The organism is Pseudomonas songnenensis, from assembly GCF_003696315.1.
In the GTDB taxonomy this organism is placed as follows: domain Bacteria; phylum Pseudomonadota; class Gammaproteobacteria; order Pseudomonadales; family Pseudomonadaceae; genus Stutzerimonas; species Stutzerimonas songnenensis.
The window spans coordinates 1-24,701 of sequence record NZ_RFFN01000002.1 but is presented as its reverse complement, the minus strand read 5'-3'; the positions used below and the strand labels follow the sequence as shown (position 1 = coordinate 24,701).

The following is a 24,701-nucleotide window of genomic DNA, read 5'->3' as shown; positions in this document are numbered from 1 at the left end:
CATGAGGCGCCGAACCCTGCTTGGCCTGACCGGCGCCATGCTTGCTGTCGGCAGTATCGCCGGCTGGACCCTGACCCGTGACGGTGGCCAACCGGTGCTGCTGTCGGCACGCAACGGCACGGACGGCAAGCATTACGTCGTCGGGTATCGTCTCGACGGCAGTCAGGTATTCGCCACCCCGGTCGCCGAGCGCTGCCACGATGTCTACCCGCACCCTTATCTGCCGCTCGCGGTATTCGTCGGCCGTCGCCCGAGCCGCGAAAGCTATCTGATCGATTCGCGGGACGGGCGGCTCTTGCAGGTGCTGGCGTCGCCGCCACATCGGCACTTCTACGGTCATGGCGTGTTTCACCAGGACGGTGAGTGGTTCTACACCACCGAAAACGACACCACCGATGCGGGCCGTGGCGTGCTCGGTGTCTATCGACTGGAGGGCCGACAGCTGGTGCGCGTTGGCGAGCACGCGACCCATGGCATCGGCCCACATCAGCTCCTGTGGATGCCGGACAACGAAACCCTGGTGATCGCCAACGGCGGCATCCGCACCGAAGCGGACAGCCGTGCGATGATGAATCTCGACGCCATGGAGCCGAGCCTGGTGCTGCTGCGCCGCGATGGCAGCCTGGTCAGCAAGGAGCAGCTGCCGGAGCGGATGAACAGCGTGCGCCACCTCGCCGTCGCTGCCGATGGCACCATCGTCAGCGGGCAGCAGTACGAGGGCGATGCCATGGACCGCGTACCGCTGCTGGCGATCAAGCGCCCCGGGCAGGCCTTCCAGCACTTCCCGCTGGGCGAGAGGCAGCGGCAGATCATGAACCAGTACACCGCCAGCCTCGCCATCCACGACGAATTGCGTTTGCTGGCGGTAACCGCACCACGAGGCAACAAGCTCTTCATCTGGGATCTGGACAGCACCGAGCTGCGCCAGGAAGCCCACCTGCCCGATTGCGCTGGCGTCGCGGCAGTCGCCGAGGGCTTCGTGGTCAGCTCCGGCCAGGGTCGTTGCCGCCTGTTCGACTGCCGCAGCCAACGTATCGCCAGCACGCCGCTACAGCTGCCGGCAGGGCTTTGGGACAACCATCTGCGCATCCTCTAGCTAAAGAAAAACGCCACACCGCCGATGTTCCTGGCAACGGCAGGGATGCTCATTGACGTTTTTTCTCTCGACGAGACCTTGCCCATGTTTCAGAAGTCCCTGCGCGCGCAGATCCTCGCGCTGATCGGCGGCAGCCTGCTGCTGACGCTACTCATCGCTCTTGCCTGCATCCGCATGCTCAGCGGCAACATCGACCATTTCCAGGCCCTGCTCGACGGCCCGCTGGAAGAGCTGCAGCTCATTGACGAGGCCAACCTCGAATTCAAGGTGCAGGTTCAGGAATGGAAGAATGTACTGCTGCGCGGCAAGCAGCTCGAAAACCGCAGCCGCTACTGGAATCAGTTCGAAGCCCAGGAAACCAAGGTGCAGAAGATCCTTGGCGACCTGCTTGTGCTAAGCGCCGACGAGCCGGCGCTGGCCAGCCAGATCGAACGCCTGCGTAACGAGCACCGCACCCTTGGAGCTGCCTACCGTAAAGGCCTGGATGCCTATATCGCGGCTGACAGCGACCCGTTGGCCGGAGATGCCGCCGTCGCCGGCATCGACCGCGCCACCAGTGCGCAGCTGAGTGAGCTGGTCAAGCAGCTGCACGACGCTGCAGCGCAACAGTCGAAAACGATCCAGGCCGATGCCGCAACCACCGCTGTGCTCGGAACGATCATCATGGTTCTGGCCGCGTTGCTGGTGGCGTTGCTCAGCCTCTGGCTGGTCAATCGACAGATCATCGAGCCGATTCGCAGCCTGATCGAACACATTGCACGCCTGAGCCAGGGCAAGTTTGCCGACCGTGTGGATGCCAGCCGCGCGGACGAACTGGGCCGCCTGGCCGTCGCCGCCAACGTGCTGCGCGATTTTCTCGCCGACACCTTCACTCGCCTGCAGCAGAGCACGTCCAATCTGGACAGCGCCAGCGGCGAGCTGAGCGCCATCGCCAGGCTGATGGCAGAGGGCACGCGCGAGCAGTTCTCGCGTACCGACCAGGTCGCCACGGCGATGCATGAGATGTCCGCCACCGCCCAGGAGGTATCGCGACATGCTGCCGAAGCAGCGCAGGCCGCTGATGCCGCTGACCATTCGGCACAACAGGGCGAGGCCGTGATGCGCGCCACGATCGCCACCATCACCGACGTGAGCGGCGAGATCGCCAGCACCGCTGAGGTCATTCGCCGCCTTGAAGGCGACAGCGGCCGCATCGGCAAGGTACTGGAGGTGATCCGCGGGATCGCCGACCAGACCAATCTGCTGGCGCTCAATGCCGCCATCGAAGCCGCTCGCGCTGGCGATGCCGGCCGCGGCTTTGCCGTGGTCGCCGACGAGGTGCGTACCCTGGCCCAGCGCACAGCCGAATCCACCGCCGAGATTCACCAGATCATCGATACCGTGCAGACCGGCGCGAGCAACGCCGTGCGCGCCATCGAGAACGGCCAGGCCCGCAGCGAACAGGGCGTCGGCCAGGTGACCGAGGCCGGACTGATGCTGCAGCGCATCACCGAAGCGGTAGAAGCCATCCGCGACATGAACCGCCAGATCGCCACTGCTGCCGAGGAACAGACTGCAGTCGCCGAGGATATCTCGCGCAACATCACCGAGATCACCTCGATCGCCACCATCAACCAGCAGAACGTCGAGCGCACCGAAACCGCCAGCCAGAACCTGCACGGGCTGTCGGCGCAACTGACCGAAGTCACCCAGCGCCTCGCCGGCTGACGATCAGCGGGGCGGGCTGACAGTCTGTCGCCCGCCCCGCATTTCAGTCGTCTAACGCGCGTTCTCCCCCTTTACTTGCCTCCGATTCGGGGCTAAGTTCCTCCCTCCCCGGCCCAGCTGCGCCAGTGCCAGCGATCGTCCTTCGTGACAATGACCGGACCGTTCGAACGGCTGCCTCGATCACGGCAGTAGACAGCCGGCTCACATCTCCAAGGAAATCGGAAAATGTTGCGCCGCATGCTGTTCATGCTGGGCGCGGTGGTCGTCGTCGTTGCGATCCTCGCCGCGCTCAAGTTCAATTCCATCTACCAACAGATCCAGCAGTTCCAGGCGCCCAAGCCGGCGATCGACGTCGAGACCGAAGTCGCCCGACGCATGGACTGGCAGAGCCGCCTGCCGGCAATCGGTACGCTCAGGGCCTCCCAGGGTATCGACCTCAGCGTCGAGATCGCCGGGACGATTACCGACGTGCAGTTCCAGTCTGGCGAAAAGGTCAGCAAGGGGCAGGCTATCGTGCTGCTGGACAGCGAGATGGAACAGGCCAGCCTGGCCAGTGCCGAAGCGGACCTCAACCTGTCCCGCGTGGAATTCCAGCGGGCGCGCAGCCTGCTGGATCGTCAGGCCATTTCCCGCAGTGAATACGACCGGCTCAACGCCGAATCGCAGAAGGCCGAGGCCAGCGTGGCCCAGTTGCGCGCCAGCCTGGCCAAGAAGCGCGTGCTGGCGCCCTTTGCCGGCACCATCGGCATTCGCCAGGTGGATGTGGGTGATTACATCGCCGCCGGCACGCCGATCGCCACGCTGCAGGACCTGACCACGCTTTATGTCGACTTCTTCCTGGCCGAACAGCACGTGCCGCTGCTGGCCCTCGGACAGAAGGTGCAGCTGCGCGTAGCGGCGTATCCAGACGAACGTTTCGAGGGCGTGATCACGGCGCTGAACCCGAAAGTGGAAACCACCACCCGCAACGTGCAGGTGCGCGCCGAGCTGGCCAACCCGGACGGACGCCTGTTGCCCGGCATGTTCGCCGACCTGCAGGTCCTGCTGCCGACCGAAACGGCGCAGGTGGTCGTGCCGGAAACCGCCATCACCTACACGCTGTACGGCAACTCGGTACTGCTGGTGACCGAAGGTACGCCGCCGGAGGGTGTCAACACGGACGAGCCCTATCTGGTGGTCGAGCGTCGCTTCGTCACCACCGGTGAGCGGCGCGACGGGCTGACGGTCATCCTCGAAGGTCTCGAGGGCGGTGAGCAGGTGATCACCGCCGGCCAGCTCAAGCTGGACAGCGGCGCTCATGTCGCCATCGCCGAGAACCGCACGCTCAAGCTCGACGGCGCCGAGCCGGCGTCCGAATAAGCGGCCTGCCGCTCCGGCGGCAGCGCCACATCGAACAGTTCCAGGGACTTGCCCATGGCTTTCACCGATCCCTTCATCCGCCGCCCGGTACTGGCGAGCGTCATCAGCCTGCTGATCGTGCTGCTCGGCGTGCAGGCGTTCAACAGCCTGACCATTCGCCAGTACCCGCAGATGGAAAGCGCGCTGATCACGGTGACCACCGCCTACCCCGGCGCCAATGCCGAGACCATCCAGGGCTATATCACCCAGCCGCTGCAGCAGAGTCTGGCCAGCGCCGAAGGCGTGGACTACATGACTTCGGTCAGTCAGCAGAACGCCTCGGTAATCTCGGTCTACGCGCGCATCGGTGCCGACACCGACCGGCTCTACACCGAGCTGCTCAGCCAGGCCAACTCGGTGAAGAACCAGCTGCCGCAAGCCGCCGAGGACCCGGTGCTGAACAAGCAGGCGGCCGATTCCACCGCGCTGATGTACATCAGCTTCTACAGCGACCAGCTCTCCAACCCGCAGATCACCGACTACCTGTCCCGGGTGATCCAGCCCAAGCTGGCGACGCTGCCAGGCATGGCCGAAGCGGAAATCCTCGGCAACCAGGTGTTCGCCATGCGCCTCTGGCTGGACCCGGTGAAGCTTGCCGCCTATGGCGTCTCTGCCGGTGATGTGAACGAGGCGGTGCGCAAGTACAACTTCCTCTCCGCTGCCGGTGAAGTGAAGGGCCAGTACGTGGTCACCAGCATCAACGCCGACACCGAGCTGAAGACGCCGGAAGCGTTCGCCGCCATCCCGCTCAAGACCCAGGGCGACAGCCGCGTGCTGCTGGGTGACGTCGCGCGAGTGGAAATGGGCGCCGAGAGTTACAACTCGATCAGCTCGTTCGACGGCATTCCCTCTGTCTACATCGGCATCAAGGGCACGCCCAGCGCCAACCCGCTGGATGTGATCAAGGAAGTGCGCGCGATCATGCCGCAGATCGAGGCGCAGCTGCCGCCGGGACTCAAGGCAAGCATCGCCTACGACGCCACCGAGTTCATCCAGGCCTCCATCGACGAGGTGGTCAAGACCCTGGCCGAAGCCGCCGTGATCGTCATCGTCGTGGTGTTCCTCTTCCTCGGCTCGCTGCGTACCGTACTGATCCCGGTGGTGACCATCCCGCTGTCGATGATCGGCGTGATGTTCTTCATGCAGGCGATGGGTTATTCGATCAACCTGCTGACCCTGCTGGCCATGGTGCTGGCGATCGGCCTGGTGGTGGACGACGCCATCGTCGTGGTGGAGAACATCCACCGGCATATCGAGCAGGGCAAGTCACCGTTCCAGGCTGCCCTCGACGGCGCACGGGAGATCGCGATGCCGGTGGTCACCATGACCATCACCCTGGCCGCGGTCTATGCGCCCATCGGGTTCCTGCAGGGGCTGACCGGCGCGCTGTTCCAGGAGTTCGCCCTGACCCTGGCCGGCGCGGTACTGATCTCCGGCGTGGTGGCGCTGACCCTGTCGCCGATGATGTGCTCGAAGCTGCTGCGTCACGAGGAGAATCCCAGCGGCTTCGCCCATCGCCTGGACGAACTGTTCGAACGGCTCAAGCAGCGCTATCAGCGTGCATTGCACGGCACGCTGAATACCCGCCCGGTGGTGCTGGTATTCGCCGTACTGGTTCTCGCGCTGATTCCCGCCCTGCTGATGTTCACCGAGAGCGAGCTGGCGCCGGAAGAAGACCAGGGCATCGTCTTCATGATGGCCAGCGCGCCGAAGACCGCCAACCTGGACTACCTGAACGCCTACACCGACCAGTTCCTGGAGATATTCCAGAGCTTCCCGGAGTATTACTCCTGGTTCCAGATCAACGGCTTCGACGGCGTGCAGAGCGGCATTGGCGGCTTCCTGCTCAAACCCTGGGACGAACGCGATCGCTCGCAGATGGAAATCCTCCCGGAGGTACAGGCCAAGCTCGATCGCCTGCCTGGCCTGCAGATCTTCGGCTTCAACCTGCCTTCGCTGCCCGGCACTGGCGAGGGCCTGCCATTTCAGTTCGTCATCAACACCGCCAACGACTACGAGACGCTGCTGCAGGTCACCGAACGCATCCGCAAGCGCGCCGAGGAATCAGGCAAGTTCGCCTTCCTCGATGTGGACCTGGCGTTCGACAAGCCGGAGATCGTGGTCGAGATCGACCGCGAGAAGGCCGCGCAGATGGGCGTGTCCATGGAAGACCTCGGCCTGACCCTGAGCACCCTGCTCGGCGAAGGCGAGATCAACCGCTTCACCATCGAAGGCCGCAGCTACAAGGTCATCGCCCAGGTCGAGCGCGCCTATCGCGACAACCCCGACTGGCTGAGCAACTACTACGTGCGCAACGGACAAGGCCAGATGCTGCCGCTGTCAACGCTGATCAAGGTGCGCGACCGCGCCCGGCCGACTCAGCTCAAGCAGTTCCAGCAACTCAACGCGGCAATGATTCAGGGCTTTCCGATCGTCAGCATGGGCGAGGCGATCGATACGTTGCAAACGATCGCCCGCGAAGAAGCGCCGGATGGTTTCGGCTTCGATTACGCCGGCGCGTCGCGGCAGTACATCCAGGAAGGCAATGCCCTGTATCTGACATTCGCGCTGGCCCTGGCGGTGATCTTCCTGGTCCTGGCGGCCCAGTTCGAAAGCTTCCGCGATCCGCTGGTGATTCTGGTGACCGTGCCACTGTCGGTATGCGGCGCGCTGGTGCCGCTGTTCCTCGGCCTTTCCAGCATGAACATCTATACGCAGGTAGGCCTGGTGACGCTCATCGGCCTGATCAGCAAGCACGGCATCATGATCGTCGAATTCGCCAATCAGCTGCGTCGTGAGCACGGTCTGAGCCGGCGCGAAGCGGTGGAAGAAGCGGCGGCGATTCGCCTGCGACCGGTGCTGATGACAACCGCGGCGACGGTGTTCGGCATGGTGCCGCTGATCATTGCCAGCGGCGCCGGTGCGGTCAGCCGCTTCGACATCGGCCTGGTGATCGCCACCGGCATGTCGGTGGGCACGCTGTTCACCCTGTTCGTGCTGCCGGCAGTGTATGACCTGGTAGCCCAACCGGACCGCCGGCCAGGCGAGCACGCCGAGATCGCCCTCCGCTAAAGGCCGGGCATTCCCGTTTCAGCGCATCCCCTGAGACAGGCCGTAAAGCAGCAACAGCAGATCCTGGTCAGGGCGTGCAGCGTCGAACCGGGACTTGCTGCCAGGCGGCAGCGGGCAATAGCTGCGCTCCATACTGCTTTGTACCAGGGTGGCCCCCGGCTCATTCCAGGCCGCCACACAGAGGGTGGTGACTCCAAGCGCGCCGACCAGAAACAATCCTCGAGCAATTTCCAGCTTCATGGCGTAAGCCCTTGATTAGTCGGATGGTTAACTGACCGTAGCCTAGCTGTTTAATTCCGGCAGGCTTTTGGACGAACGGCTGTATCTCCACTGCCGGGCGCGCGCCTTTCTCAAGTCAAAAAAAACCCCGCACCAGGCGGGGTTTTTCTTTTGCAGCTCAGGGGCCGATCGGCTTACATCATGCCGCCCATGCCACCCATACCGCCCATGCCACCCATGTCCGGCATGCCGCCAGCGGCCTTGTCGTCAGCCACTTCAGCGATCATCGCTTCGGTGGTGATCATCAGGCTGCCAATGGAAGCCGCGGCCTGCAGAGCAGAACGGGTCACCTTGGCCGGATCGAGAATACCCATCTCGATCATGTCGCCGTAGGTGTCGGAAGCAGCGTTGAAGCCGAAGTTGCCTTCGCCCTGCTTGACCTTGTCGACCACGACGCTCGGCTCGCCACCAGCGTTGGAGACGATCTGACGCAGCGGTGCTTCGACAGCGCGACGCAGCAGCGCGATGCCGACGTTCTGGTCTTCGTTCTCGCCCTTCAGCTCGGAGATGGCCTGCAGAGCACGTACCAGGGCGACGCCGCCGCCAGGTACCACGCCTTCTTCGACGGCAGCACGGGTCGCGTGCAGGGCGTCTTCTACGCGGGCCTTCTTCTCTTTCATCTCGACTTCGGTACCGGCACCGACCTTGATCACGGCAACACCGCCAGCCAGCTTGGCCAGACGCTCTTGCAGTTTCTCTTTGTCGTAGTCGGAGGTGGTGTCTTCGACCTGCTTGCGGATCTGGGCAACGCGGGCTTCGATATCAGCCTGGGCGCCAGCGCCGTCGATGATGGTGGTGTTTTCCTTGTTCAGCACGACGCGCTTGGCGTTACCCAGGTGCTCCAGGGTAGCGGTTTCCAGGCTCAGGCCGACTTCTTCGGAAATCACGGTGCCGCCAGTCAGGATGGCGATGTCCTGCAGCATGGCCTTGCGGCGATCGCCAAAGCCCGGGGCCTTGACCGCAGCAACCTTGACGATGCCGCGCATGTTGTTGACCACCAGGGTAGCCAGGGCTTCGCCTTCGACGTCTTCGGCAACGATCAGCAGCGGGCGACCGGCCTTGGCAACAGCTTCCAGCACCGGCAGCAGTTCGCGGATGTTGGAGATCTTCTTGTCGACCAGCAGCAGCAGCGGGCTGTCCAGCTCGGCGACCATGGTGTCCGGCTTGTTGATGAAGTAAGGCGACAGGTAGCCGCGATCGAACTGCATGCCCTCGACGACGGACAGCTCGTTCTCCAGACCCGAACCTTCCTCGACGGTGATCACGCCTTCCTTGCCAACGCGCTCCATGGCCTCGGCGATGATGTCACCGATGGAGGAGTCGGAGTTGGCGGAGATGGTGCCGACCTGGGCGATGGCCTTGGAATCGGTGCACGGCTTGGCCAGGTTCTTCAGCTCGGCGACGATGGCGATGGTGGCCTTGTCGATGCCGCGCTTGAGGTCCATCGGGTTCATGCCGGCAGCAACGGCCTTCAGGCCTTCGTTGACGATGGCCTGGGCCAGAACGGTAGCGGTGGTGGTGCCGTCACCGGCCTCGTCGTTGGCCTTGGACGCAACGTCCTTGACCAGCTGGGCGCCCATGTTCTCGAAGCGGTCCTTCAGTTCGATTTCCTTGGCGACGGAAACGCCGTCCTTGGTGATGGTCGGAGCACCGAAGCTCTTCTCCAGCACGACGTTGCGGCCTTTCGGGCCGAGGGTCGCTTTAACAGCGTCAGCCAGGACGTTTACACCGACCAGCATCTTCTTGCGTGCGGAGTCGCCGAATTTGACTTCTTTAGCAGCCATGTTGATTGATCCTCAATTCGTGAATTTATACGGAGATTCGCAGGTGATCAGGCTTCGATGACGGCGAGGATTTCGTTCTCGCTCATCACCAGCAGGTCTTCGCCGTCAACCTTGACGGTGTTGCTGCCGGAGTAAGGGCCGAACACCACCTTGTCACCGACCTTCACGGCCGGGGCGCGTACTTCGCCGTTGTCCAGCACGCGGCCGGTACCCACAGCAACGACTTCGCCACGGTTCGGCTTCTCGGCAGCGGAGCCCGGCAGGACGATACCGCCTGCGGTCTTGGTTTCTTCTTCGCTGCGACGAATCACGACGCGGTCATGCAGAGGACGAAGCTTCATTGTCGATCTCTCCTAGTAGAGTGGTTCCATGCCGATGACCCTTCATCGGCGGGTTGGGCAAATCCGGCGTTGCCGGTTGCGGCCCGCTATGCGAGCCGCAGAAGACGGACTGTCGATCACGACAGCGACCTTGCGGTGTCCGCTACATGCGGGCGTTCAAGAGCATTTCAAGGGGCGCAGATGAAATTTTCATGGCCACAAACGAAACCGGCACGCCTGCTGGCGTGCCGGAATGCCGGGTGATCGGCCTAGCGGTCGCGGTCATCACGCTCCCACTCGCCCTCGATCACGTTAGGCCGCTGCGGGTTGGAGCGCGCCTGCAGATCGTCGGCAAAGGCGCGCTGGCGGCGCACCTGCGCTTCGATCCGCCGACTGATCTGACGAAACAGGAAATTGCGGGTCGGCGGGAACAGCACGATCAACGCCAGCACGTCACTGATGAAGCCTGGCAGGAACAGCAAACCACCACCGATGGCCATCATCAGCCCCTGCAGCATCTCGCGTTCGGGCAGTTCGCCGCGCGCCAGTCGCTCACGCGCGCGCCAGGCAGTGGCGAAACCAGCCAGGCGCAGCAGCAGCACGCCGGCGATGCCACTCAGCACCAGCAGCAGGATGGTCGCCAGCGCGCCGATGGAACTGCCGACCTTGATCAGCACGTACAGCTCGGCCAGCGGAAACAACAGAAACAGCACAAAGAAGATTCGCATCGATGGTCCTTGGCGGAAGATCAGCTTCCCGTCCTCTGTAGATGGCGGCATGACGGGTCTAATTCAACCCGAGCGATAAATTGCCTGTAACCGGATTATGCGTAACGCCGCTGAAGTGAAGCTGAATCAACCACGCGCCATGGCAACCAGCGCCTGGCGTACCGCCATCGGCGTTTCGCATGGATGTGCGAATGCCAGCCAATGCAGCGCCTGCCCGATCCGAAGATGAAAGCCCTCGCTGTCGACTCCGGCCATCTGCGCAGCGCAGCTCTGCGGCAACCCCGCCTGCTCGACGTAACGGGCTATCGCGGCGACGTGATCTTCGTTCATGTGCTCGACCATGCCCCGCTCCACTTCGCCATGCTCGGCAGCGAAGGGATTGGCCAAGGCGACGTCGTCCAGCCAATGAATCGCGCCGAAACCACCGATATAGCGCCAGCGCACCGGCTCCAGCACCCAGAAATCGAAATCATGCACGCGATGGTAATCGCGTGACTCGGGGAAGTAGCGGTAATAGCGCTGCGCAGCCGACTCGATCGCCGCAGGCTCATCGAGCTGACGGGCTTCTGCCAGCAGCGTGAGCCGCCCGGCTGCCTGTACATCCTCGGCGGCGCGTTCGCCGACCAGCAGCGAGCAGCGACCATCGGCCTCGAGATTGCGGGTGTGCTGGGCGATGCGGCTGATCAGGATCAACGGCCAGCCGCTGGCGTCCAGGCAGTACGGAACAACCGAGCCGAACGGAAAACCGGGCATCGCCTGGGAGTGGGTAGAGAGCACGCCGCGGTATTCCTTGAGCAGGAGTTGTCGGGCATGCTTGCGGGCTTCGGCGCTCACTGGGGCTCCTCGAGAGACGGGTCCGGGTCGACGGAGTGCTCAGCATAACGATTTCCCTGGCGGGCGTCGTTCCCGCCTTAACAAGGACAACAGGAGACGCGCATGCAACTGCAAGACAAGGTCATCATCGTCACCGGCGGCGGCCAGGGCCTCGGCCGCGCCATGGGCGAGTATCTGGCGAGCAAGGGTGCACGGCTGGCACTGGTCGATCTGAACCAGGAGCGCCTGGACGATGCTGTCGCTGCCTGCAAGGCGGCCGGCGGGGATGCCCGGGCCTACCTGTGCAATGTGGCCAACGAGGAACAGGTGACCGATATGGTCGCGCGCGTCGCCGAGGACTTCGGTGGCCTGCACGGGTTGGTGAACAACGCCGGTATCCTGCGCGACGGCCTGCTGCTGAAGGTCAAGGATGGCGAGATCAGCAAGATGAGCCTGGCGCAGTGGCAAGCGGTGATCGACGTCAACCTGACCGGCGTGTTCCTCTGCACCCGCGAAGTCGCGGCAAAGATGGTCGAACTGAAGAGCGAAGGTGCGATCGTCAACATCTCGTCCATTTCCCGCGCCGGCAACATGGGTCAGACCAACTACTCCGCCGCCAAGGCCGGTGTCGCCTCGGCGACGGTGGTCTGGGCCAAGGAGCTGGCACGCTATGGCATTCGTGTCGCGGGGGTGGCGCCAGGCTTCATCGAGACGGAGATGGTCGCCAGCATGAAGCCCGAGGCACTGGAGAAGATGACCTCAGGCATTCCGCTCAAGCGCATGGGCAAACCGGCCGAGATCGCCCACTCGGTGGCGTACATCTTCGAGAACGACTACTACACCGGACGCATTCTCGAACTCGACGGTGGCCTGCGCCTCTGATCGTGTTGCCAGCCCCAAAAAGAAAGGCAGCCATCGGGCTGCCTTCTTTATATATGTGCAAGTCGGCGGGTTTCGCTTACCAGCCCACCCCGAAACCGATGCTGTAGCGTGTCTCGTCAAGGTCGTTGTCGGCGCCGCTGATGATGTCTTTCTGCGCCTTCATGTTCAGCGAGGCCCAGTCGGTCACCTTGTAGCGCAAACCAACCTCGGCATCGAGTGCGTAGTCAGCGACGTTCTCCAGCGGCTTGCCAAGCTCACCGGTACTGAACAGCTCGAAGGTCTTGCCGACCAGATAGCGGTTGTAATCCCACTTGACCGCCGCCAGGTAGAAGTTTTCCTTGTCGCCGTCGGCGAACTCGTAGTCGCTGCGGTTGATCAGGCCGGCCAGGGAGAAGGCACCCAGCTCGTTGTCCCAGAACTGGTAACCCGGACCGGTACCGATGGTGCGCTGACGGCGGACGTCTTCGATCTGGTCGCGCTTGTAGCTCAGGCGACCCTGCCAGAACCAATGCTGATCGAGGAAGCGGTCCAGCGCATACTCGGCGTCCCAGTTGTCGGTAACGGTCACACCATCGCGGTATTCGCGGTTGTAGTTGCCGGTGCCGTTATGCCGCCACAGGCCATGACGAGCCTTGGTATCGAAGGAAACGTCGTAATCATCCGTATCGGTTTCCGCACGCTTGTAATCCATCGCCACGTCGATGTTGCCCTTCCAGGTGAAATCCTGAATCAGCGGCTTGGGATGGATGATCTGGGTGATGCTCGCCAGTTCCACGGTGCGCGGCGCGGCACCGTTGACGAGGGTGACCTTGCCCGGCTCGGAGGCCTGCAGCGAATGAGCGACCTCACCGGTGACGTCGTCCTGCTTGACCAGCAGTTTGCGGTCGCTTTCCAGCGTGGCGATCTGATTCCACTTCAGCGGAATAGAGCCACCGTATCCGGTTTCGATAAGCAGTTTGCCGCCGTCGAGCACGCTGATCTTGCCGGTCAGGCGATCACCATTCTTCAGCCAGACGGTGTCGGCGAACGATGGTAGGGCAACGGCGCAAAGGGTCGCGCAAAGCAGGGTTCTGGTGAGCATATGAGGGCTGCGAATCTGTCGAAGACGGTTGAAAGGCTGGCATTATCCCTATGCATAGAGCTACAGCAAGCACAGACCGCCGAATGGAACGCGAGTTCGCTGCGGCCGGCTCACACATCATCCGGAAGCCTCCTGCATGATTGACCACGCACCGCTGCTACCGCCGTCCGCCGACGCTGAAACGCGCCGCGCTGCCGTTTACCTGGTGATGTCGCAGATTCCGTCCGGCAAGGTCGTCAGCTATGGCGAACTGGCTGCGATGGCCGGGCTGGGCCGCGCCGCCCGCTGGGTTGGCCGCCTGATGTCACAGCTGCCAGATGACACCAGCCTGCCCTGGCACAGAGTGATCGCCGCGGGCGGCCGCCTCAGCCTGCCAGCCGGCACAGCGGCCGGGCACGAGCAGCGCATGCGCCTGCGTGCCGAAGGGCTCACCATCGTCAACGACCGGGTCGACATGCGTCGCCACGGCTGGCATTCGACGGAGCACAGCGGTTAGAGTGCGCCCTTCGTCCGAACTGCACAGAACCTCGATGTATGTCCCGTGAAACCTGGCGCGATGCGCTAGCCGCCTACGCCAGCCCCGCTACGCTGGCCCTGCTGTTGCTGGGTTTCGCCGCGGGCCTTCCCGCTGTACTGGTGTTCTCCACGCTGTCGGTCTGGCTGCGCGAAGCGGGCGTTTCCCGGGAGACCATCGGTTTCGCCAGCTGGATCAGTCTGGCTTATGCCTTCAAGTGGGTCTGGTCGCCGATGCTCGACCAGTGGCGCCTGCCCTGGATCGGCAGCCTTGGCCGCCGGCGCTCATGGCTGGTGTTGTCGCAAGCGCTGATCGCCATCGGCCTGATCGGCATGGCGCTGTGCAATCCACAGCACAACCTGACCATGCTCATCGCGCTGGCGGTGGTGGTGGCTTTTTCCTCGGCCACCCAGGATATCGCCATCGATGCCTATCGCCTGGAGATCGCCGAGGACAAATTGCAGGCGACCCTGGCCGCGAGTTACATGACCGGCTACCGGATCGCCATGCTGCTAGCCAGTGCCGGCGCCCTGTTCCTCGCCGAATGGTTGGGATCGAGCAGCGTCGATTACAACCAGGCGGCCTGGACCACGACTTATCTGGTCTTCGCGCTGCTGATCGTTCCCGGCCTGATCACCAGCCTGGTGATCCGTGAACCGGATGCAGGCACCCCGCTCCCCAACGAGCCGTCACGCTTCAGCTTCAACCATCAGCTGGCAGCGGTCGGCCTGCTGCTGGTGCTGCTGATCTCGGTACCGGCAATGATCAATGCACTGATCGCTCAGGCCTGGCCGCGGGCGACCCTCTACGCGCTGTTCATTCTCGGAACGATTTCGCCGGTAGGGCGGGCGCTGTTCGTCCCGGTACGGCACATCTTCAGTCAAGCCAAGGAACGCCAACGGCCGACCCGCTTCGACTTCGCCCACCAGGCAGTGTCGGTGATCGTGCTGATCATCCTGATGGTGTCCACCACGGGCATGTTCCAGTCCTACTGGGGCGGCTACTGGCCACGCGGCACCATGTACCTGCTGATCTGCTGGGGCTGTCTGTCGGCTCCCGGACGCATCCTGATGGGCCCGGTACTGACGCCGATCACCGATTTCATCGTCCGCTATCGCTGGCAGGCCCTGTTGCTGCTCGGGCTGATCGCCACCTATCGCATGTCGGACACGGTGATGGGTGTGATGGCCAACGTGTTCTACATCGACCAGGGATTTTCCAAGGACGAGATCGCCAGCGTCAGCAAGCTGTTCGGTCTGGTCATGACATTGCTTGGCGCGGCGTTCGGCGGGTTGCTCATCGTGCGCTTCAGCATCCTGCCCATCCTCTTCATCGGCGGCGTCGCGTCGGCGGCGACCAACCTGATGTTCATGCTCCTGGTGGAGATGGGTGCGAACCTGCAGATGCTCATCGTCACCATTTCCTGCGATAACTTCAGTGGCGGCCTGGCCTCCACCGCGTTCGTTGCCTACCTGTCGAGCCTGACTAACCTGAAGTTTTCCGCCACGCAATATGCGTTGCTCAGCTCGCTGATGCTGCTGTTGCCGCGCCTGCTCGGCGGCTATTCCGGCGTGATGGTCGAAAGCCTCGGCTACAGCAACTTCTTCCTCGTCACTGCCCTGCTGGGTATCCCGACGCTGGTGCTGATTGCCTGGCAATGGACCCGGAGCCGACGGCAGCCGGATGACGGGGAACGCGAAGGCGTCTCGGAGCGCAGCTGAAAACGACGAAGCCGGCAACTGCCGGCTTCGTTGTGTCTGCAGGTCGAATCAGCGCTGCACGAGATGCACTACCCGCTGCGGGAACGGAATACCCACGCCAGCGGCAGTCAGGCGCTCCTTGGCCTGTTCGGTGAAGCTGAAGGTCACCGGCCAGAAGTCAGCGGTCGCCACCCATACACGCAGGGACAGATTCACCGAGCTGTCGCCAAGTCCGGTGACGAACACCACCGGCTCGGGCTCGCGCAGTACCCGCGGATCCTCGGCAATTTCCAGCAACACCTGTCGCGCCAGCTTGATATCGCTGCTGTAGTCGATGCCGATGTTGATGTCGGCACGGCGCCGCGGCTCGCGGGAGAAGTTGGTGATGTGTCCATTGGAAAGTGCCCCGTTGGGCACCACCACGGTCTTGTTGTCTCCGGTCTTGAGCACCGTATGAAAGATCTGGATGGAGTTGACGGTGCCCGCGATACCTTGCGCCTCGATCCACTCGCCAACGCGAAACGGACGGAACAGCAGGATCAGCACACCACCAGCGAAGTTCGCCAAGCTGCCCTGCAAGGCCAGGCCGATGGCCAGACCGGCGGCACCGATCACCGCGATGAAGGATGTGGTTTCCACCCCGATCATCGACGCCACGCTGACCAGCAGCAGCACCTTGAGCACCACACTGGCCAGGCTGCCAATGAAGCCGTGCAGGGTCGGGTCCACCTGCCGGCGCTGCAGCAGGCTGCTGACCTTGGCGGTGAGGGTGTTGATCAGCCACCAGCCGAACAGGAACGTCAGCAGTGCCAGCGTCACCTGCGCGCCGTATTGCAGCACGACGGGCAGCCAGGATTCGGAAAGATCGACCAGGTAGTCGACGGAGAGGTCCATGGAGATACTCCTTCAAGGCATCGGTGCCCGGAGGATGGGCACCGACGAAAAGCGGGGGTGCAGAGCACGCGCCTGGGCGCGGAGAGAACTCAGTCGCGGAAGTTGTTGAACTGCAGCGGCATGCCGAATTCGTGGCCACGCAGCAGGGCGATGGCTTCCTGCAGATCGTCGCGCTTCTTGCCGGTCACACGCACCTGCTCGCCCTGGATGGCGGCTTGTACCTTGAGCTTGGCGTCCTTGATGTAGGCGACAATCTTCTTCGCCAGTTCCTTGTCGATTCCCTCGCGCAGCACCACTTCCTGCTTGGTGCTCTTGCCGGATGCATAGGCATCCTTGATTTCCAGACACTGGATATCGATCTTGCGCTTGACCAGGCTCAACTTGAGGATTTCGAGCATCTGCTCCAATTGAAACTCGGCATCCGCCGTCAGCTGCACGGTCAGGTCCTTCTGCTCGAAGCTGCCTTTGCCGCGCAGATCGTAACGACGATCCAGTTCCTTGATGGCGTTGTCGATCGCGTTGGTGACTTCGTGTTTGTCCAGTTCGGACACCACGTCGAACGAGGGCATGGGATTCCTCCACTATGTAGCGCGACGGGCCGCATGTGCCGAGCGCGCGTGTCTTGACGGTTTAGAATGCGCGGTCATTATAACGATTCGACGTGTCAGCGCCCGCCCTACGGCAAGAGTGACAGGACGTCCCCCTTTCAATTGATTGAGCTTGCCATGCCCAACCCCCTTCTGAGCATCCTCGTAGTGGATGACGCCAAGTTTTCCAGCGTCATGATCGGCCGCGCGCTGAGCAAGGCCGGCTACCAGGATATTCGCTTCGCCAGCAGTGCCGCCGATGCGCTGATGCAGCACGCGCAACGCCCGGCTCATGTCCTGCTGGCAGATTGGCTGATGCCGGAGATGGACGGCCTCGAACTGACCGGCCAGATTCGCCAGCGCGATGCCCTGAGCGGTCATTACAGCTACGTCATCCTGCTCACCGGTCGCGACAGCGAGAATGCGCTAGGCCAGGCCTTCGACCACGGCGTCGACGATTTCATCAGCAAATCGGCGATGAACGAGCAATTGCTGCCGCGCATCTTCGCCGCCGACCGTCTCTGTGGCTCGTTGCAGCGGCTCAAGCAGGAAAACCACCAACTGGCCGAGAACGTCGCCACGCTCGAACAGCACAGCCTGCAGGACCCGCTGACCGGCCTGGGCAATGGGCGGTATCTGCAGCAGCGCATGGCGGCCAGTCTGCGGCAGATGGAAAACCGCGGCTCGGCACTGTATTACCTGCAGATCGGCCTGGCAGAAGCCGATGCGCTGCGAGAGCGCTATGGCGAAACCGTTTTCGCCGAAATCCTCTGCGCCGTTGCCATCCGCCTGCAGCAGCTCGTTCGACCACTGGACGTCGTCTGCCGCATCAGCGAAAGCCAGTTCGGCCTGCTGGCCCTGGTCAACGACGCCAAAGGTTGCTCGCCGAGCAGCTTCAAGCGGCTGCATGAAGGCCTGAACCTCAGGGCGCTGAAGACCAGCGAAGGGTTCGTGTCGATCAAGGCCGGCATCAGCCTGGTCAGCCTCGACAGCGAGGCGCTGCCGATCGCACCGGAAACCGTCATCGAACGGGCGGCGGCCCTGCTGCCCAGCGCCTACAGCACCGGCCGTATCGTCCCGCTGCGCCTGAAGCAACCGGCATGACCCAATGAGCTGGCACGTCCTCGGCGCAGGCGCTCTCGGCAGTCTCTGGGCGACCCGCCTGCACAGGGCAGGCATTCCGGTGCGAATCATCCTGCGCTCGGCACAACGCCTCGCCGACTACCAGCGCGCCGGCCGGCTCACGCTAAGCGAAGCAGGCCGCACCAGCCTGCATGCCATCCCGGCGGAACTGCCCGATGCGACCACACCGATCCAGCGCCTGCTGGTCGCCTGCAAGGCCTACGATGCCGAAGCGGCGATCACCCAGTTGGCGCCGCGCCTGGCCCCGGACTGCGAAATGCTCCTGCTGCAGAACGGCCTCGGCAGCCAGCAGTCGATTGCAGATCGCTGGCCGCAGGCGCGCTGCATCTTTGTCTCGAGTACCGAAGGGGCCTATCGCGACGGTTCGATGCATGTGGTATTCGCCGGCCACGGGCAGAACTGGCTGGGCGCCCCGGATGGTGGCGAGGCGCCTGTCTGGCTGGACGAGCTGGACCGAGCAGGCATTCCACACAGCTGGAGCAGCGATATCCTCGCGCGACTGTGGCGCAAGCTGGCCTTGAACTGCGCCATCAATCCGCTGACCGTGCTTCACGACTGCCGCAACGGTGAGCTGCTGCACTATCGTGAACAGCTGAGCGAGCTCTGCGAAGAACTGAGCGAACTGCTCGGCGCCTGCGGACAGGCAGCCGCCGCCGAGGAGCTGGAGCGGGATGTCCTGCGGGTGATCGAAGCGACGGCTGCCAATTACTCCTCCATGTATCAGGATGTGCGACTCGGCCGGCGCACGGAAATCACCTATCTGCTCGGTCATGCCTGCCGCAGCGCGGACTCCCTCGGCCTGGCCGTGCCGCGGCTGCACGCGCTGCATCGGCGTTTGCGCGAACACCTGAGACAGCACGGATTGCCCACCGACTGAGCCGCGGCTACCCTGCAGAAACCCTCTGCTACGCCGTGCCCGCCAATGATCCTGCGTCAGCGCCTCGAAAATCTCCCAGTCGGCCGCAAACTGCTGCTCGCCCTCCTCGTCCTGCTTGCCGCCGTGCTGCTGATCTCCAATCTCACCTTCATCAGTGCGGCCTACTGGATTTCGCGGCAGAGCGTGGCGCCGCAGGCCATGCACACCCTCGGCGAATTGTTCGCCACCGAAGAGCTGAGCACCCGCGCGCTGTCGTCGCCGGAAGCAGCCAACGCGTTGCTCAGGCGCCTGGAAGGTTATGCGCCATTGCGCGCCGCGGTGATCTACGACGGGCACGGCAACAGCCTCGCGCAACTGCAGCAAGGTGAACGGCTGCGCTTGCCGGAACAGCTCGGTGCGGTCGCCCAGTGGCGCACCGGCGAGATCCGCGCCAATCTGCTGGTCAGGCTGCCGCAACCGGACGGCAGTGCCGGTCACCTGCTGATGGTCGCCAGCAGCGAGCTGCCAGGGGCCTTCTACACCGGCACCCTGACGGCGAGCCTGGCAATCCTCGTGGCCAGCCTGTTGCTCTGGTTGCTGGTCGCCAGGCAGATCCGCCAGCTCATCACCCGTCCGATCCGCGACCTGGAAGCCCTGTCGCGCCAGGTTACCCGCGAGGAGGATTACTCGCTGCGCGCCAAGCCCGGCAATCAGGACGAGATCGGCCGGTTGGCCGATGCGTTCAACACCATGCTGTCACGCATGGAAGCCCGCGAGCAGCAGCTCAAGCGCGCCCGTGACGATGCCCAGGAGGCGTTCGACCATGCCCAGGGCCTGGCCGAGGAGACACGTCATTCCAACCGCAAACTGGAGCTGGAAGTCCAGGTGCGCAGCAAGATCGAGCAGAAGCTCACCGGATTCCAGAAGTACCTCAACAGCATCATCGACTCGATGCCCTCGGCACTTATCGCCCTCGACGAGCAGCTGTACGTCACGCAGTGGAACCAGGAAGCCAGCGCGCTTTCCGGAACGCCACTGGATGACGCGCTCAATCAACCCGTGTTCGTTGCGTTCGAGCCGCTCAAGCCCTTTCTTGCGCAGATTCGCCGTACCTCGGAGCAGCACGTGGTGGCGAAGATCGAACGGGTGACCTGGCTGCGCAACGACGAGCCGCACCACTACGCGCTCACCTGCTATCCGTTGACCGGCGCGGGCGGCCGTGGCGTGGTGATCCGCATCGACGACATCACCCAGCGCATCAACATGGAAGAAATGATGGTGCAGTCAGAGAAGATGCTCTCGGTCGGCAGCCTGGCGGCCGGCATGGCCCATGAGATCAACAACCCACTCGGCGCCATCCTGCACAATGCGCAGAACATTCGCCGCCGGCTGTCGCCGGAACTCGAACGCAATCGGGAGGCCGCGGAGGAAACCGGCGTGCGCCTGGAGGCGGTCAACCAGTACCTGCAGCGCCGCGAGGTACCGCAGCTGCTCGATGGCATCCAGCAGGCGGGCTCGCGCGCGGCGAAGATCGTCAGCCACATGCTCAGCTTCAGCCGCATGAGCAACCGCCAGTTGGCCGACTGCCACCTGCCGGTGCTGATCGATCAGGCGCTGGAAATAGCGGGCAACGACTTCGCGCTGATGGAGGGTTTCGACTTCAAGGCCATCGATATCGTCCGGGATTTCGACCCGCGGGTGGACCGGGTGCCCTGCATCGGCAACGAGCTGGAACAGGTGCTGCTCAATCTGCTGAAGAACGCTGCCCAGGCCATCCATGCGCACCAGGTCGGCGAACCCGGACAGATCATCCTGCGCACACGCCTGAACCCGCCCTGGGCGGAAATCCAGGTGGAGGACAACGGCGGCGGTATTCCAGAGAATGTGCGCAAGCGCATCTTCGAGCCGTTCTTCACCACCAAGGAAGTCGGTCAGGGAACCGGACTGGGTCTTTCCGTTTCGTATTTCATCATCACCAACAATCATCAGGGCCAGATGGAGGTGCAGTGCCAACCCGGCCACGGCACCACCTTTACCCTGCGCCTGCCGCTGAACTCGCCCGCCGAGCCAGCCACGACCTGAACCAAGGGATCAAAATCGCATGGGCAATCGACTGTCGAAAATCTACACCCGCACCGGCGACACCGGCGAAACCGGGCTCGGCGACGGCCGCCGCGTGCCCAAGGACCATCCACGCGTGGAAGCCATGGGTGAGGTCGACACGCTGAACAGTCAATTGGGGCTGCTACTGGCCGAACTGGCGGAGGCACAGGTGCAATGGCCAGCCCTCGATGAGCTGATCAGTGTCCTCGCCCCCTGCCAGCACCGTCTGTTCGATCTCGGCGGCGAACTGGCGATGCCCGACTACCAGGCCCTGCAGGAAGGCGAGATCGAACGACTGGAGCAGGCCATCGATCGCTGGAACGAGGAACTCGGCCCGCTGAAGGAATTCATTCTGCCCGGCGGTTCCCGACTGATCGCCCTCGCGCACCTCTGCCGCAGCATGACCCGTACGGCCGAACGCCGTTGCCAGCTGCTGAACGCCAGCGAAGCCGTGCGCCCGGTGTTGCTCGCCTACCTGAACCGCCTTTCCGATGCGCTGTTCGTCGCTGCACGTCTGATCGCCCGCCGCCAGGGTTGTGGAGAAATCCTCTGGCAGCCGGCCGCCGCGAAGCCCCAGGCGAATGGCTGAGCAGAGCGTCGCACAACAGGCGCGACGGCGCGATGGGCTGCATGCCATCTGGGAAGTGTTCATCGTCCTGCTGGTGTGCGTGAACCTGGCGCTGATCCTGTTCGACAGCCTGTTCGCGCTGCAACCGATCAATACGACACTGGCGAGCCTCGCGCCGCGACTGCACGAGAACTACCAGCAGACCATCCACGCGAACTTCCAGTACATCGATCTCGGCTTCGTCGCGATCTTCGTGCTCGACGTCCTGCTCGGCTGGACGGTGGCCATATTCGAGCGGCGCTATGCGCGCTGGTATTACTACCCCTTCACCCACTGGTATGACGTGATCGGCTGCATCCCTCTGGCCGGATTGCGCTGGCTGCGCGTGCTGCGCATTGGCGCCCTGCTGATCCGCCTGCAGCGCCTGGGCCTGATCGACATGCGCAACTGGGCGATCTACGGGGTCTTCAGCCGCTATTACTACCTGCTGATCGAAGAGCTTTCCGACCGGGTGATGGTACGTCTGTTCGGTCGCCTGCAGCAGGAGATCGGCGCCAGTGACGACCTCTCGCGGCGGCTGTTGCAGGAGGTGGTCCGCCCGCGCAAGCAGCGTGTGCTGAATGATATTTCGCGGCGCCTGCAGGCCATGCTGGAAACCGGTTACCGCGACAATCGCGGCGCCATTGAAGGCTACGTCAGCCAGCTGATCCATCAGGCGCTGCAGGACAACCCGGAAATGCACAGCCTGCGCCGGCTGCCCCTTGGCAATCGCCTGGCCAGCACCCTTGACGAAGCCCTCAGTGACATTGCCGCAAGGCTGCTGCAGGGTGCCGTGGAGGGCATGCGCGGCCCGCAGTTCCAAGCACTGGCCGGGAGCCTGGCAGACGAATTCTTCGATGCCTGGGTGTATCAGGACGAGCATACCGATCTGGCGTTGGAGGAGCTGCTGGTGGACGTGATCGAAGTGCTCAAACAGCAGGTACTCGACCGGCGCTGGAGCCGTTTCGTCGGTCCGACGCCCCCGGCCACGCCGCCCGAATGACAGCGGCGGCCCAGCTGGTCGCCGCCATACTCAACCTGTCGCTTCGTCTTCGTCCACGCTCTTGAAACCCATGGCCGACTTCTCGTCGAGGCGTGCACCAACGATCATCTCGGTCGCCCAGTTCACCAGAATCGAGGTGTAGGCCTCCTGACAGCGCTCGTTGCTCAACGCATGATCGGCACCATCGATGATGCGATGGGTCAGCGAATGGGTGCTGTGGAAGGCCGCGCGATAACTCATGATCGTTTCGTGAGGAACGAAGGTATCGTGCTCGGACTCGACGATCAGCACGTCGCCGCGGAACGCCGCACAGGCAGCCAGGGCACGGTTTTCCTCCGGGCGCACACGCCTGTTGCGTAGCTGGTTGAGCACATCGCGGTCGAGCTGGCGCTTGGGAACCTGCCATTCCTCATCGCGATAGAGGGCCGGTACGCGCAGCGCCAGCCATTTCACCGGGCGCAACTCGGTGAGGATCGCTGCCAGGTATCCGCCGTAGCTGGTGCCCACCACGGCGATCGCCGAAGGGTCGATATGCGGATGCTGGGCGAGCAGATCGTAGGCGGCCAGCAGGTCGTCGAGGTTCTGTTCGCGGGTCACCGTCTCCTGCTGCGCGCGGGTTTGCGCATGACCGCGCAGGTCGAACGACAGGCAGACGCAACCCAGCCCGGCGATACCGCGGGCACGGCTGAGATCACGCTGCTGGCTACCGCCCCAACCATGCACAAAGAGCACCCCTGGCATTTTTTCCGGTGGGGACAGAAAGGTCCCAGCGATATGTTCCTCGCCTACCAGAATGTTCACCATCTCACTATGCGTCGCCATAGTCCTCCACCATTACGCACTTGGTGATGAAGCCGACGTCGGCGTCCTCATCCCGAAACAGCACCTGGGCGCCGGCCGGGACCTGCTGCTGTTCGCCATAGAGTTCGATCGAAGACGCCTTTACCGCAAGCACCGCACCGCCCTGCCTGAATGCTTCGAGCGCTGCGATCTCGGCACTGCTGGCACCACCGATGCGCCAGGACTGCTCGAGCACACCGGAGCGCGGCTGGCCGCGACCGTCGATACCCTGGGCAATGTCGTAGTTGCGGCGGGAGGCGAAGAAATGCCTGTAGCAGGCCGACGCTGCCTCGTCGTAAACCTGCGCCTGGCTGACCGCCAGGCGCGTGGTTTCCGGCAGGTCCAGCGCCAGCAGTGCCTCAAAATCACCATTGACCACTACCAGATCGGAACCGCCATACACCTCGTTGCCCGCGTTATCCTGGGTCAGACGCTGGGTGCCGTAATAGCTCGCCAGGCGACCGCCGATCCGTACCTGACCGACACTGAATGTCGTGACACGCTCCAGATGCGCCTCCAGAACCACGCCATACCGGGCCAGTTCCTGCTCGTCGAGGGCGAACAAAGCCTGGTCGAGGGCATCACTGTCATCGACGCGCTGCTGCCCGCGCCCTCCGGTGGCACGCACCGGTTTGATCCGCACCGGCCCCTCGTGCAACAGGCGCCGCCCCGCGTCGCGTGCATCCTCCAGACTGAACGCGCTGTAGCCGGCCAGAACGCAGCCCTTCACCTGCGTGCTGAAATCCCGTGACCAGCCAACCGGCGCGACCGCATCCGGACGCACCAGCGGGTGGGTGATCGCCTTGGTTTCAACGAAGGCCTGCGGCACGACGCCACCAAACAGATCGCCTTCCTCATCCAGGCCCAACGCCTGCGCTTCACGCAGTCCGACCACGGTGCCCGACGGAACGAGGTAGGGGTGGGCGTCATAGCGCCGCTGCGGGTCGTACTCGCCACCGAAACTGAGCCCCAGCAGCGCTGCCAGGCGTTCGGCCAACACGGCGTGGACCAACTTTTCGTGCTGCGGCTCGCGTGGCCGATTGGGGTAGGTCAACACGACCCTGCGTGCACTCTGCGGGGTTTGCGCATTCATCATCTTTGTGGACGGCTCCTGGACTGCTCGACATGTACGCCCTGTGACCGGAAGTCAGGGTGGGCGTTCGCGTCCACCTGAGCGGTAGCGCGGTCATCGGTAGACCGCGACCAGTGCCCAATGATCCTCACCGGCCCGGTGAACGCCCTTTCAACCGTTGCGGCAGTCCGCCGCTTAAAAGCAAAAGGGGAGCAGCCTCGC

At 63.5% G+C, this 24,701-nt stretch carries 22 protein-coding genes; 12 read left to right on the top strand and 10 right to left on the bottom strand.

The annotated features are described in order from the left end of the window. Window position 1: 1 nt before the first annotated feature. The 4 genes from EA798_RS04455 (at window position 2) to EA798_RS04440 (ending at window position 7,273) form a co-directional block, all read left to right on the top strand. Window positions 2-1,096, top strand: coding sequence for a DUF1513 domain-containing protein (locus EA798_RS04455; protein WP_122098196.1), 1,095 nt, complete (start codon window positions 2-4; stop codon window positions 1,094-1,096). Between the two features lie 84 nt (window positions 1,097-1,180). Continuing rightward, complete coding sequence (locus tag EA798_RS04450) at window positions 1,181-2,803, top strand: methyl-accepting chemotaxis protein (protein ID WP_122098195.1); 1,623 nt, start codon at window positions 1,181-1,183, stop codon at window positions 2,801-2,803. Between the two features lie 225 nt (window positions 2,804-3,028). Continuing rightward, window positions 3,029-4,162 carry an efflux RND transporter periplasmic adaptor subunit gene (locus EA798_RS04445; RefSeq protein WP_122098194.1) on the top strand — a complete coding sequence of 378 codons (1,134 nt, stop codon included), beginning with the start codon at window positions 3,029-3,031 and terminating at the stop codon, window positions 4,160-4,162. A gap of 54 nt (window positions 4,163-4,216) precedes the next feature. Further along, the gene (locus tag EA798_RS04440) at window positions 4,217-7,273 is read left to right on the top strand and encodes a multidrug efflux RND transporter permease subunit (RefSeq protein WP_122098193.1); all 3,057 of its coding nucleotides are present in this window, start codon (window positions 4,217-4,219) and stop codon (window positions 7,271-7,273) included. 18 nt (window positions 7,274-7,291) lie between these two features. Here the strand turns inward: EA798_RS04440 and EA798_RS04435 are convergent, their stop codons facing one another. The 5 genes from EA798_RS04435 to EA798_RS04415 all read right to left on the bottom strand — a co-directional run bounded on the left by EA798_RS04435 (window position 7,292) and on the right by EA798_RS04415 (window position 11,218). Then, window positions 7,292-7,513, bottom strand: coding sequence for a hypothetical protein (locus tag EA798_RS04435; RefSeq protein ID WP_122098192.1), 222 nt, complete (start codon window positions 7,511-7,513; stop codon window positions 7,292-7,294). A 173-nt stretch (window positions 7,514-7,686) separates the two neighbouring features. Beyond that, the gene (groL, locus tag EA798_RS04430) at window positions 7,687-9,336 is read right to left on the bottom strand and encodes a chaperonin GroEL (RefSeq protein ID WP_106157848.1); all 1,650 of its coding nucleotides are present in this window, start codon (window positions 9,334-9,336) and stop codon (window positions 7,687-7,689) included. A 47-nt stretch (window positions 9,337-9,383) separates the two neighbouring features. After that, complete coding sequence (locus EA798_RS04425; RefSeq protein WP_011914234.1) at window positions 9,384-9,677, bottom strand: co-chaperone GroES; 294 nt, start codon at window positions 9,675-9,677, stop codon at window positions 9,384-9,386. A gap of 248 nt (window positions 9,678-9,925) precedes the next feature. Beyond that, a complete protein-coding gene (locus tag EA798_RS04420; RefSeq protein ID WP_106157847.1) occupies window positions 9,926-10,384 on the bottom strand; it encodes an FxsA family protein in 459 nt (152 codons plus the stop codon). Window positions 10,385-10,510: 126 nt separating this feature from the next. Next, entirely contained in the window at window positions 10,511-11,218 is a 708-nt protein-coding gene (locus EA798_RS04415) for a HugZ family pyridoxamine 5'-phosphate oxidase (RefSeq protein ID WP_122098191.1), read from the bottom strand. A gap of 102 nt (window positions 11,219-11,320) precedes the next feature. Here EA798_RS04415 and EA798_RS04410 point away from each other — a divergent pair, with 102 nt between their 5' ends. Continuing rightward, complete coding sequence (locus EA798_RS04410) at window positions 11,321-12,079, top strand: SDR family oxidoreductase (protein WP_122098190.1); 759 nt, start codon at window positions 11,321-11,323, stop codon at window positions 12,077-12,079. Between the two features lie 76 nt (window positions 12,080-12,155). On the opposite strand, the gene EA798_RS04405 is transcribed toward EA798_RS04410, so the two are convergent. Then, window positions 12,156-13,160, bottom strand: a complete 1,005-nt coding sequence (locus EA798_RS04405) for a DUF481 domain-containing protein (RefSeq protein ID WP_122098189.1) — start codon at window positions 13,158-13,160, stop codon at window positions 12,156-12,158. A gap of 136 nt (window positions 13,161-13,296) precedes the next feature. Between EA798_RS04405 and EA798_RS04400 the strand changes: the two genes are divergently transcribed. After that, on the top strand, window positions 13,297-13,656 hold the full coding sequence (locus EA798_RS04400; RefSeq protein WP_122098188.1) for an MGMT family protein: 360 nt from the start codon (window positions 13,297-13,299) through the stop codon (window positions 13,654-13,656). Between the two features lie 38 nt (window positions 13,657-13,694). Beyond that, complete coding sequence (locus EA798_RS04395) at window positions 13,695-15,395, top strand: AmpG family muropeptide MFS transporter (protein WP_122098187.1); 1,701 nt, start codon at window positions 13,695-13,697, stop codon at window positions 15,393-15,395. 48 nt (window positions 15,396-15,443) lie between these two features. Here the strand turns inward: EA798_RS04395 and EA798_RS04390 are convergent, their stop codons facing one another. After that, entirely contained in the window at window positions 15,444-16,268 is an 825-nt protein-coding gene (locus EA798_RS04390) for a mechanosensitive ion channel family protein (RefSeq protein ID WP_106157841.1), read from the bottom strand. Between the two features lie 89 nt (window positions 16,269-16,357). After that, on the bottom strand, window positions 16,358-16,837 hold the full coding sequence (locus EA798_RS04385; RefSeq protein ID WP_106157840.1) for a YajQ family cyclic di-GMP-binding protein: 480 nt from the start codon (window positions 16,835-16,837) through the stop codon (window positions 16,358-16,360). 156 nt (window positions 16,838-16,993) lie between these two features. Here EA798_RS04385 and EA798_RS04380 point away from each other — a divergent pair, with 156 nt between their 5' ends. Genes EA798_RS04380 through EA798_RS04360 form a run of 5 tightly spaced genes read left to right on the top strand, consistent with a single transcriptional unit; the run spans window position 16,994 to window position 22,567 of the window. Then, entirely contained in the window at window positions 16,994-17,959 is a 966-nt protein-coding gene (locus tag EA798_RS04380) for a GGDEF domain-containing response regulator (RefSeq protein WP_122098186.1), read from the top strand. Between the two features lie 4 nt (window positions 17,960-17,963). Next, window positions 17,964-18,875: a putative 2-dehydropantoate 2-reductase gene (locus EA798_RS04375; protein WP_122098185.1), complete on the top strand. Its 912-nt coding sequence runs from the start codon at window positions 17,964-17,966 to the stop codon at window positions 18,873-18,875. Window positions 18,876-18,920: 45 nt separating this feature from the next. Next, window positions 18,921-20,936 (top strand): sensor histidine kinase, encoded by a 2,016-nt coding sequence (locus tag EA798_RS04370; protein ID WP_106157837.1) that lies wholly within the window; start codon window positions 18,921-18,923, stop codon window positions 20,934-20,936. Window positions 20,937-20,955: 19 nt separating this feature from the next. Further along, a complete protein-coding gene (locus tag EA798_RS04365; RefSeq protein ID WP_122098184.1) occupies window positions 20,956-21,546 on the top strand; it encodes a cob(I)yrinic acid a,c-diamide adenosyltransferase in 591 nt (196 codons plus the stop codon). Beyond that, window positions 21,539-22,567: an ion transporter gene (locus EA798_RS04360; RefSeq protein ID WP_122098183.1), complete on the top strand. Its 1,029-nt coding sequence runs from the start codon at window positions 21,539-21,541 to the stop codon at window positions 22,565-22,567. The genes EA798_RS04365 and EA798_RS04360 overlap by 8 nt, the downstream gene beginning before the upstream one ends. A 30-nt stretch (window positions 22,568-22,597) precedes the next feature. Here EA798_RS04360 and EA798_RS04355 read toward each other — a convergent pair whose 3' ends face one another. Both EA798_RS04355 and EA798_RS04350 read right to left on the bottom strand, forming a co-directional pair. Next, window positions 22,598-23,389 (bottom strand): alpha/beta hydrolase family protein, encoded by a 792-nt coding sequence (locus EA798_RS04355; RefSeq protein WP_106157834.1) that lies wholly within the window; start codon window positions 23,387-23,389, stop codon window positions 22,598-22,600. Then, on the bottom strand, window positions 23,376-24,503 hold the full coding sequence (locus tag EA798_RS04350; RefSeq protein WP_122098182.1) for a DUF3182 family protein: 1,128 nt from the start codon (window positions 24,501-24,503) through the stop codon (window positions 23,376-23,378). The genes EA798_RS04355 and EA798_RS04350 overlap by 14 nt, the downstream gene beginning before the upstream one ends. Window positions 24,504-24,701 lie beyond the last annotated feature (198 nt).

Coding starts and splice junctions, on each gene's coding strand:
- EA798_RS04455 (WP_122098196.1), top strand. CDS start 2: ATGAGGCGCCGAACCCTGCTTGGCCTGACCGGCGCCATGCTTGCTGTC.
- EA798_RS04450 (WP_122098195.1), top strand. CDS start 1,181: ATGTTTCAGAAGTCCCTGCGCGCGCAGATCCTCGCGCTGATCGGCGGC.
- EA798_RS04445 (WP_122098194.1), top strand. CDS start 3,029: ATGTTGCGCCGCATGCTGTTCATGCTGGGCGCGGTGGTCGTCGTCGTT.
- EA798_RS04440 (WP_122098193.1), top strand. CDS start 4,217: ATGGCTTTCACCGATCCCTTCATCCGCCGCCCGGTACTGGCGAGCGTC.
- EA798_RS04435 (WP_122098192.1), bottom strand. CDS start 7,513: ATGAAGCTGGAAATTGCTCGAGGATTGTTTCTGGTCGGCGCGCTTGGA.
- groL (WP_106157848.1), bottom strand. CDS start 9,336: ATGGCTGCTAAAGAAGTCAAATTCGGCGACTCCGCACGCAAGAAGATG.
- EA798_RS04425 (WP_011914234.1), bottom strand. CDS start 9,677: ATGAAGCTTCGTCCTCTGCATGACCGCGTCGTGATTCGTCGCAGCGAA.
- EA798_RS04420 (WP_106157847.1), bottom strand. CDS start 10,384: ATGCGAATCTTCTTTGTGCTGTTTCTGTTGTTTCCGCTGGCCGAGCTG.
- EA798_RS04410 (WP_122098190.1), top strand. CDS start 11,321: ATGCAACTGCAAGACAAGGTCATCATCGTCACCGGCGGCGGCCAGGGC.
- EA798_RS04405 (WP_122098189.1), bottom strand. CDS start 13,160: ATGCTCACCAGAACCCTGCTTTGCGCGACCCTTTGCGCCGTTGCCCTA.
- EA798_RS04400 (WP_122098188.1), top strand. CDS start 13,297: ATGATTGACCACGCACCGCTGCTACCGCCGTCCGCCGACGCTGAAACG.
- EA798_RS04395 (WP_122098187.1), top strand. CDS start 13,695: ATGTCCCGTGAAACCTGGCGCGATGCGCTAGCCGCCTACGCCAGCCCC.
- EA798_RS04390 (WP_106157841.1), bottom strand. CDS start 16,268: ATGGACCTCTCCGTCGACTACCTGGTCGATCTTTCCGAATCCTGGCTG.
- EA798_RS04385 (WP_106157840.1), bottom strand. CDS start 16,837: ATGCCCTCGTTCGACGTGGTGTCCGAACTGGACAAACACGAAGTCACC.
- EA798_RS04380 (WP_122098186.1), top strand. CDS start 16,994: ATGCCCAACCCCCTTCTGAGCATCCTCGTAGTGGATGACGCCAAGTTT.
- EA798_RS04375 (WP_122098185.1), top strand. CDS start 17,964: ATGAGCTGGCACGTCCTCGGCGCAGGCGCTCTCGGCAGTCTCTGGGCG.
- EA798_RS04370 (WP_106157837.1), top strand. CDS start 18,921: ATGATCCTGCGTCAGCGCCTCGAAAATCTCCCAGTCGGCCGCAAACTG.
- EA798_RS04365 (WP_122098184.1), top strand. CDS start 20,956: ATGGGCAATCGACTGTCGAAAATCTACACCCGCACCGGCGACACCGGC.
- EA798_RS04360 (WP_122098183.1), top strand. CDS start 21,539: ATGGCTGAGCAGAGCGTCGCACAACAGGCGCGACGGCGCGATGGGCTG.
- EA798_RS04355 (WP_106157834.1), bottom strand. CDS start 23,389: ATGGCGACGCATAGTGAGATGGTGAACATTCTGGTAGGCGAGGAACAT.
- EA798_RS04350 (WP_122098182.1), bottom strand. CDS start 24,503: ATGATGAATGCGCAAACCCCGCAGAGTGCACGCAGGGTCGTGTTGACC.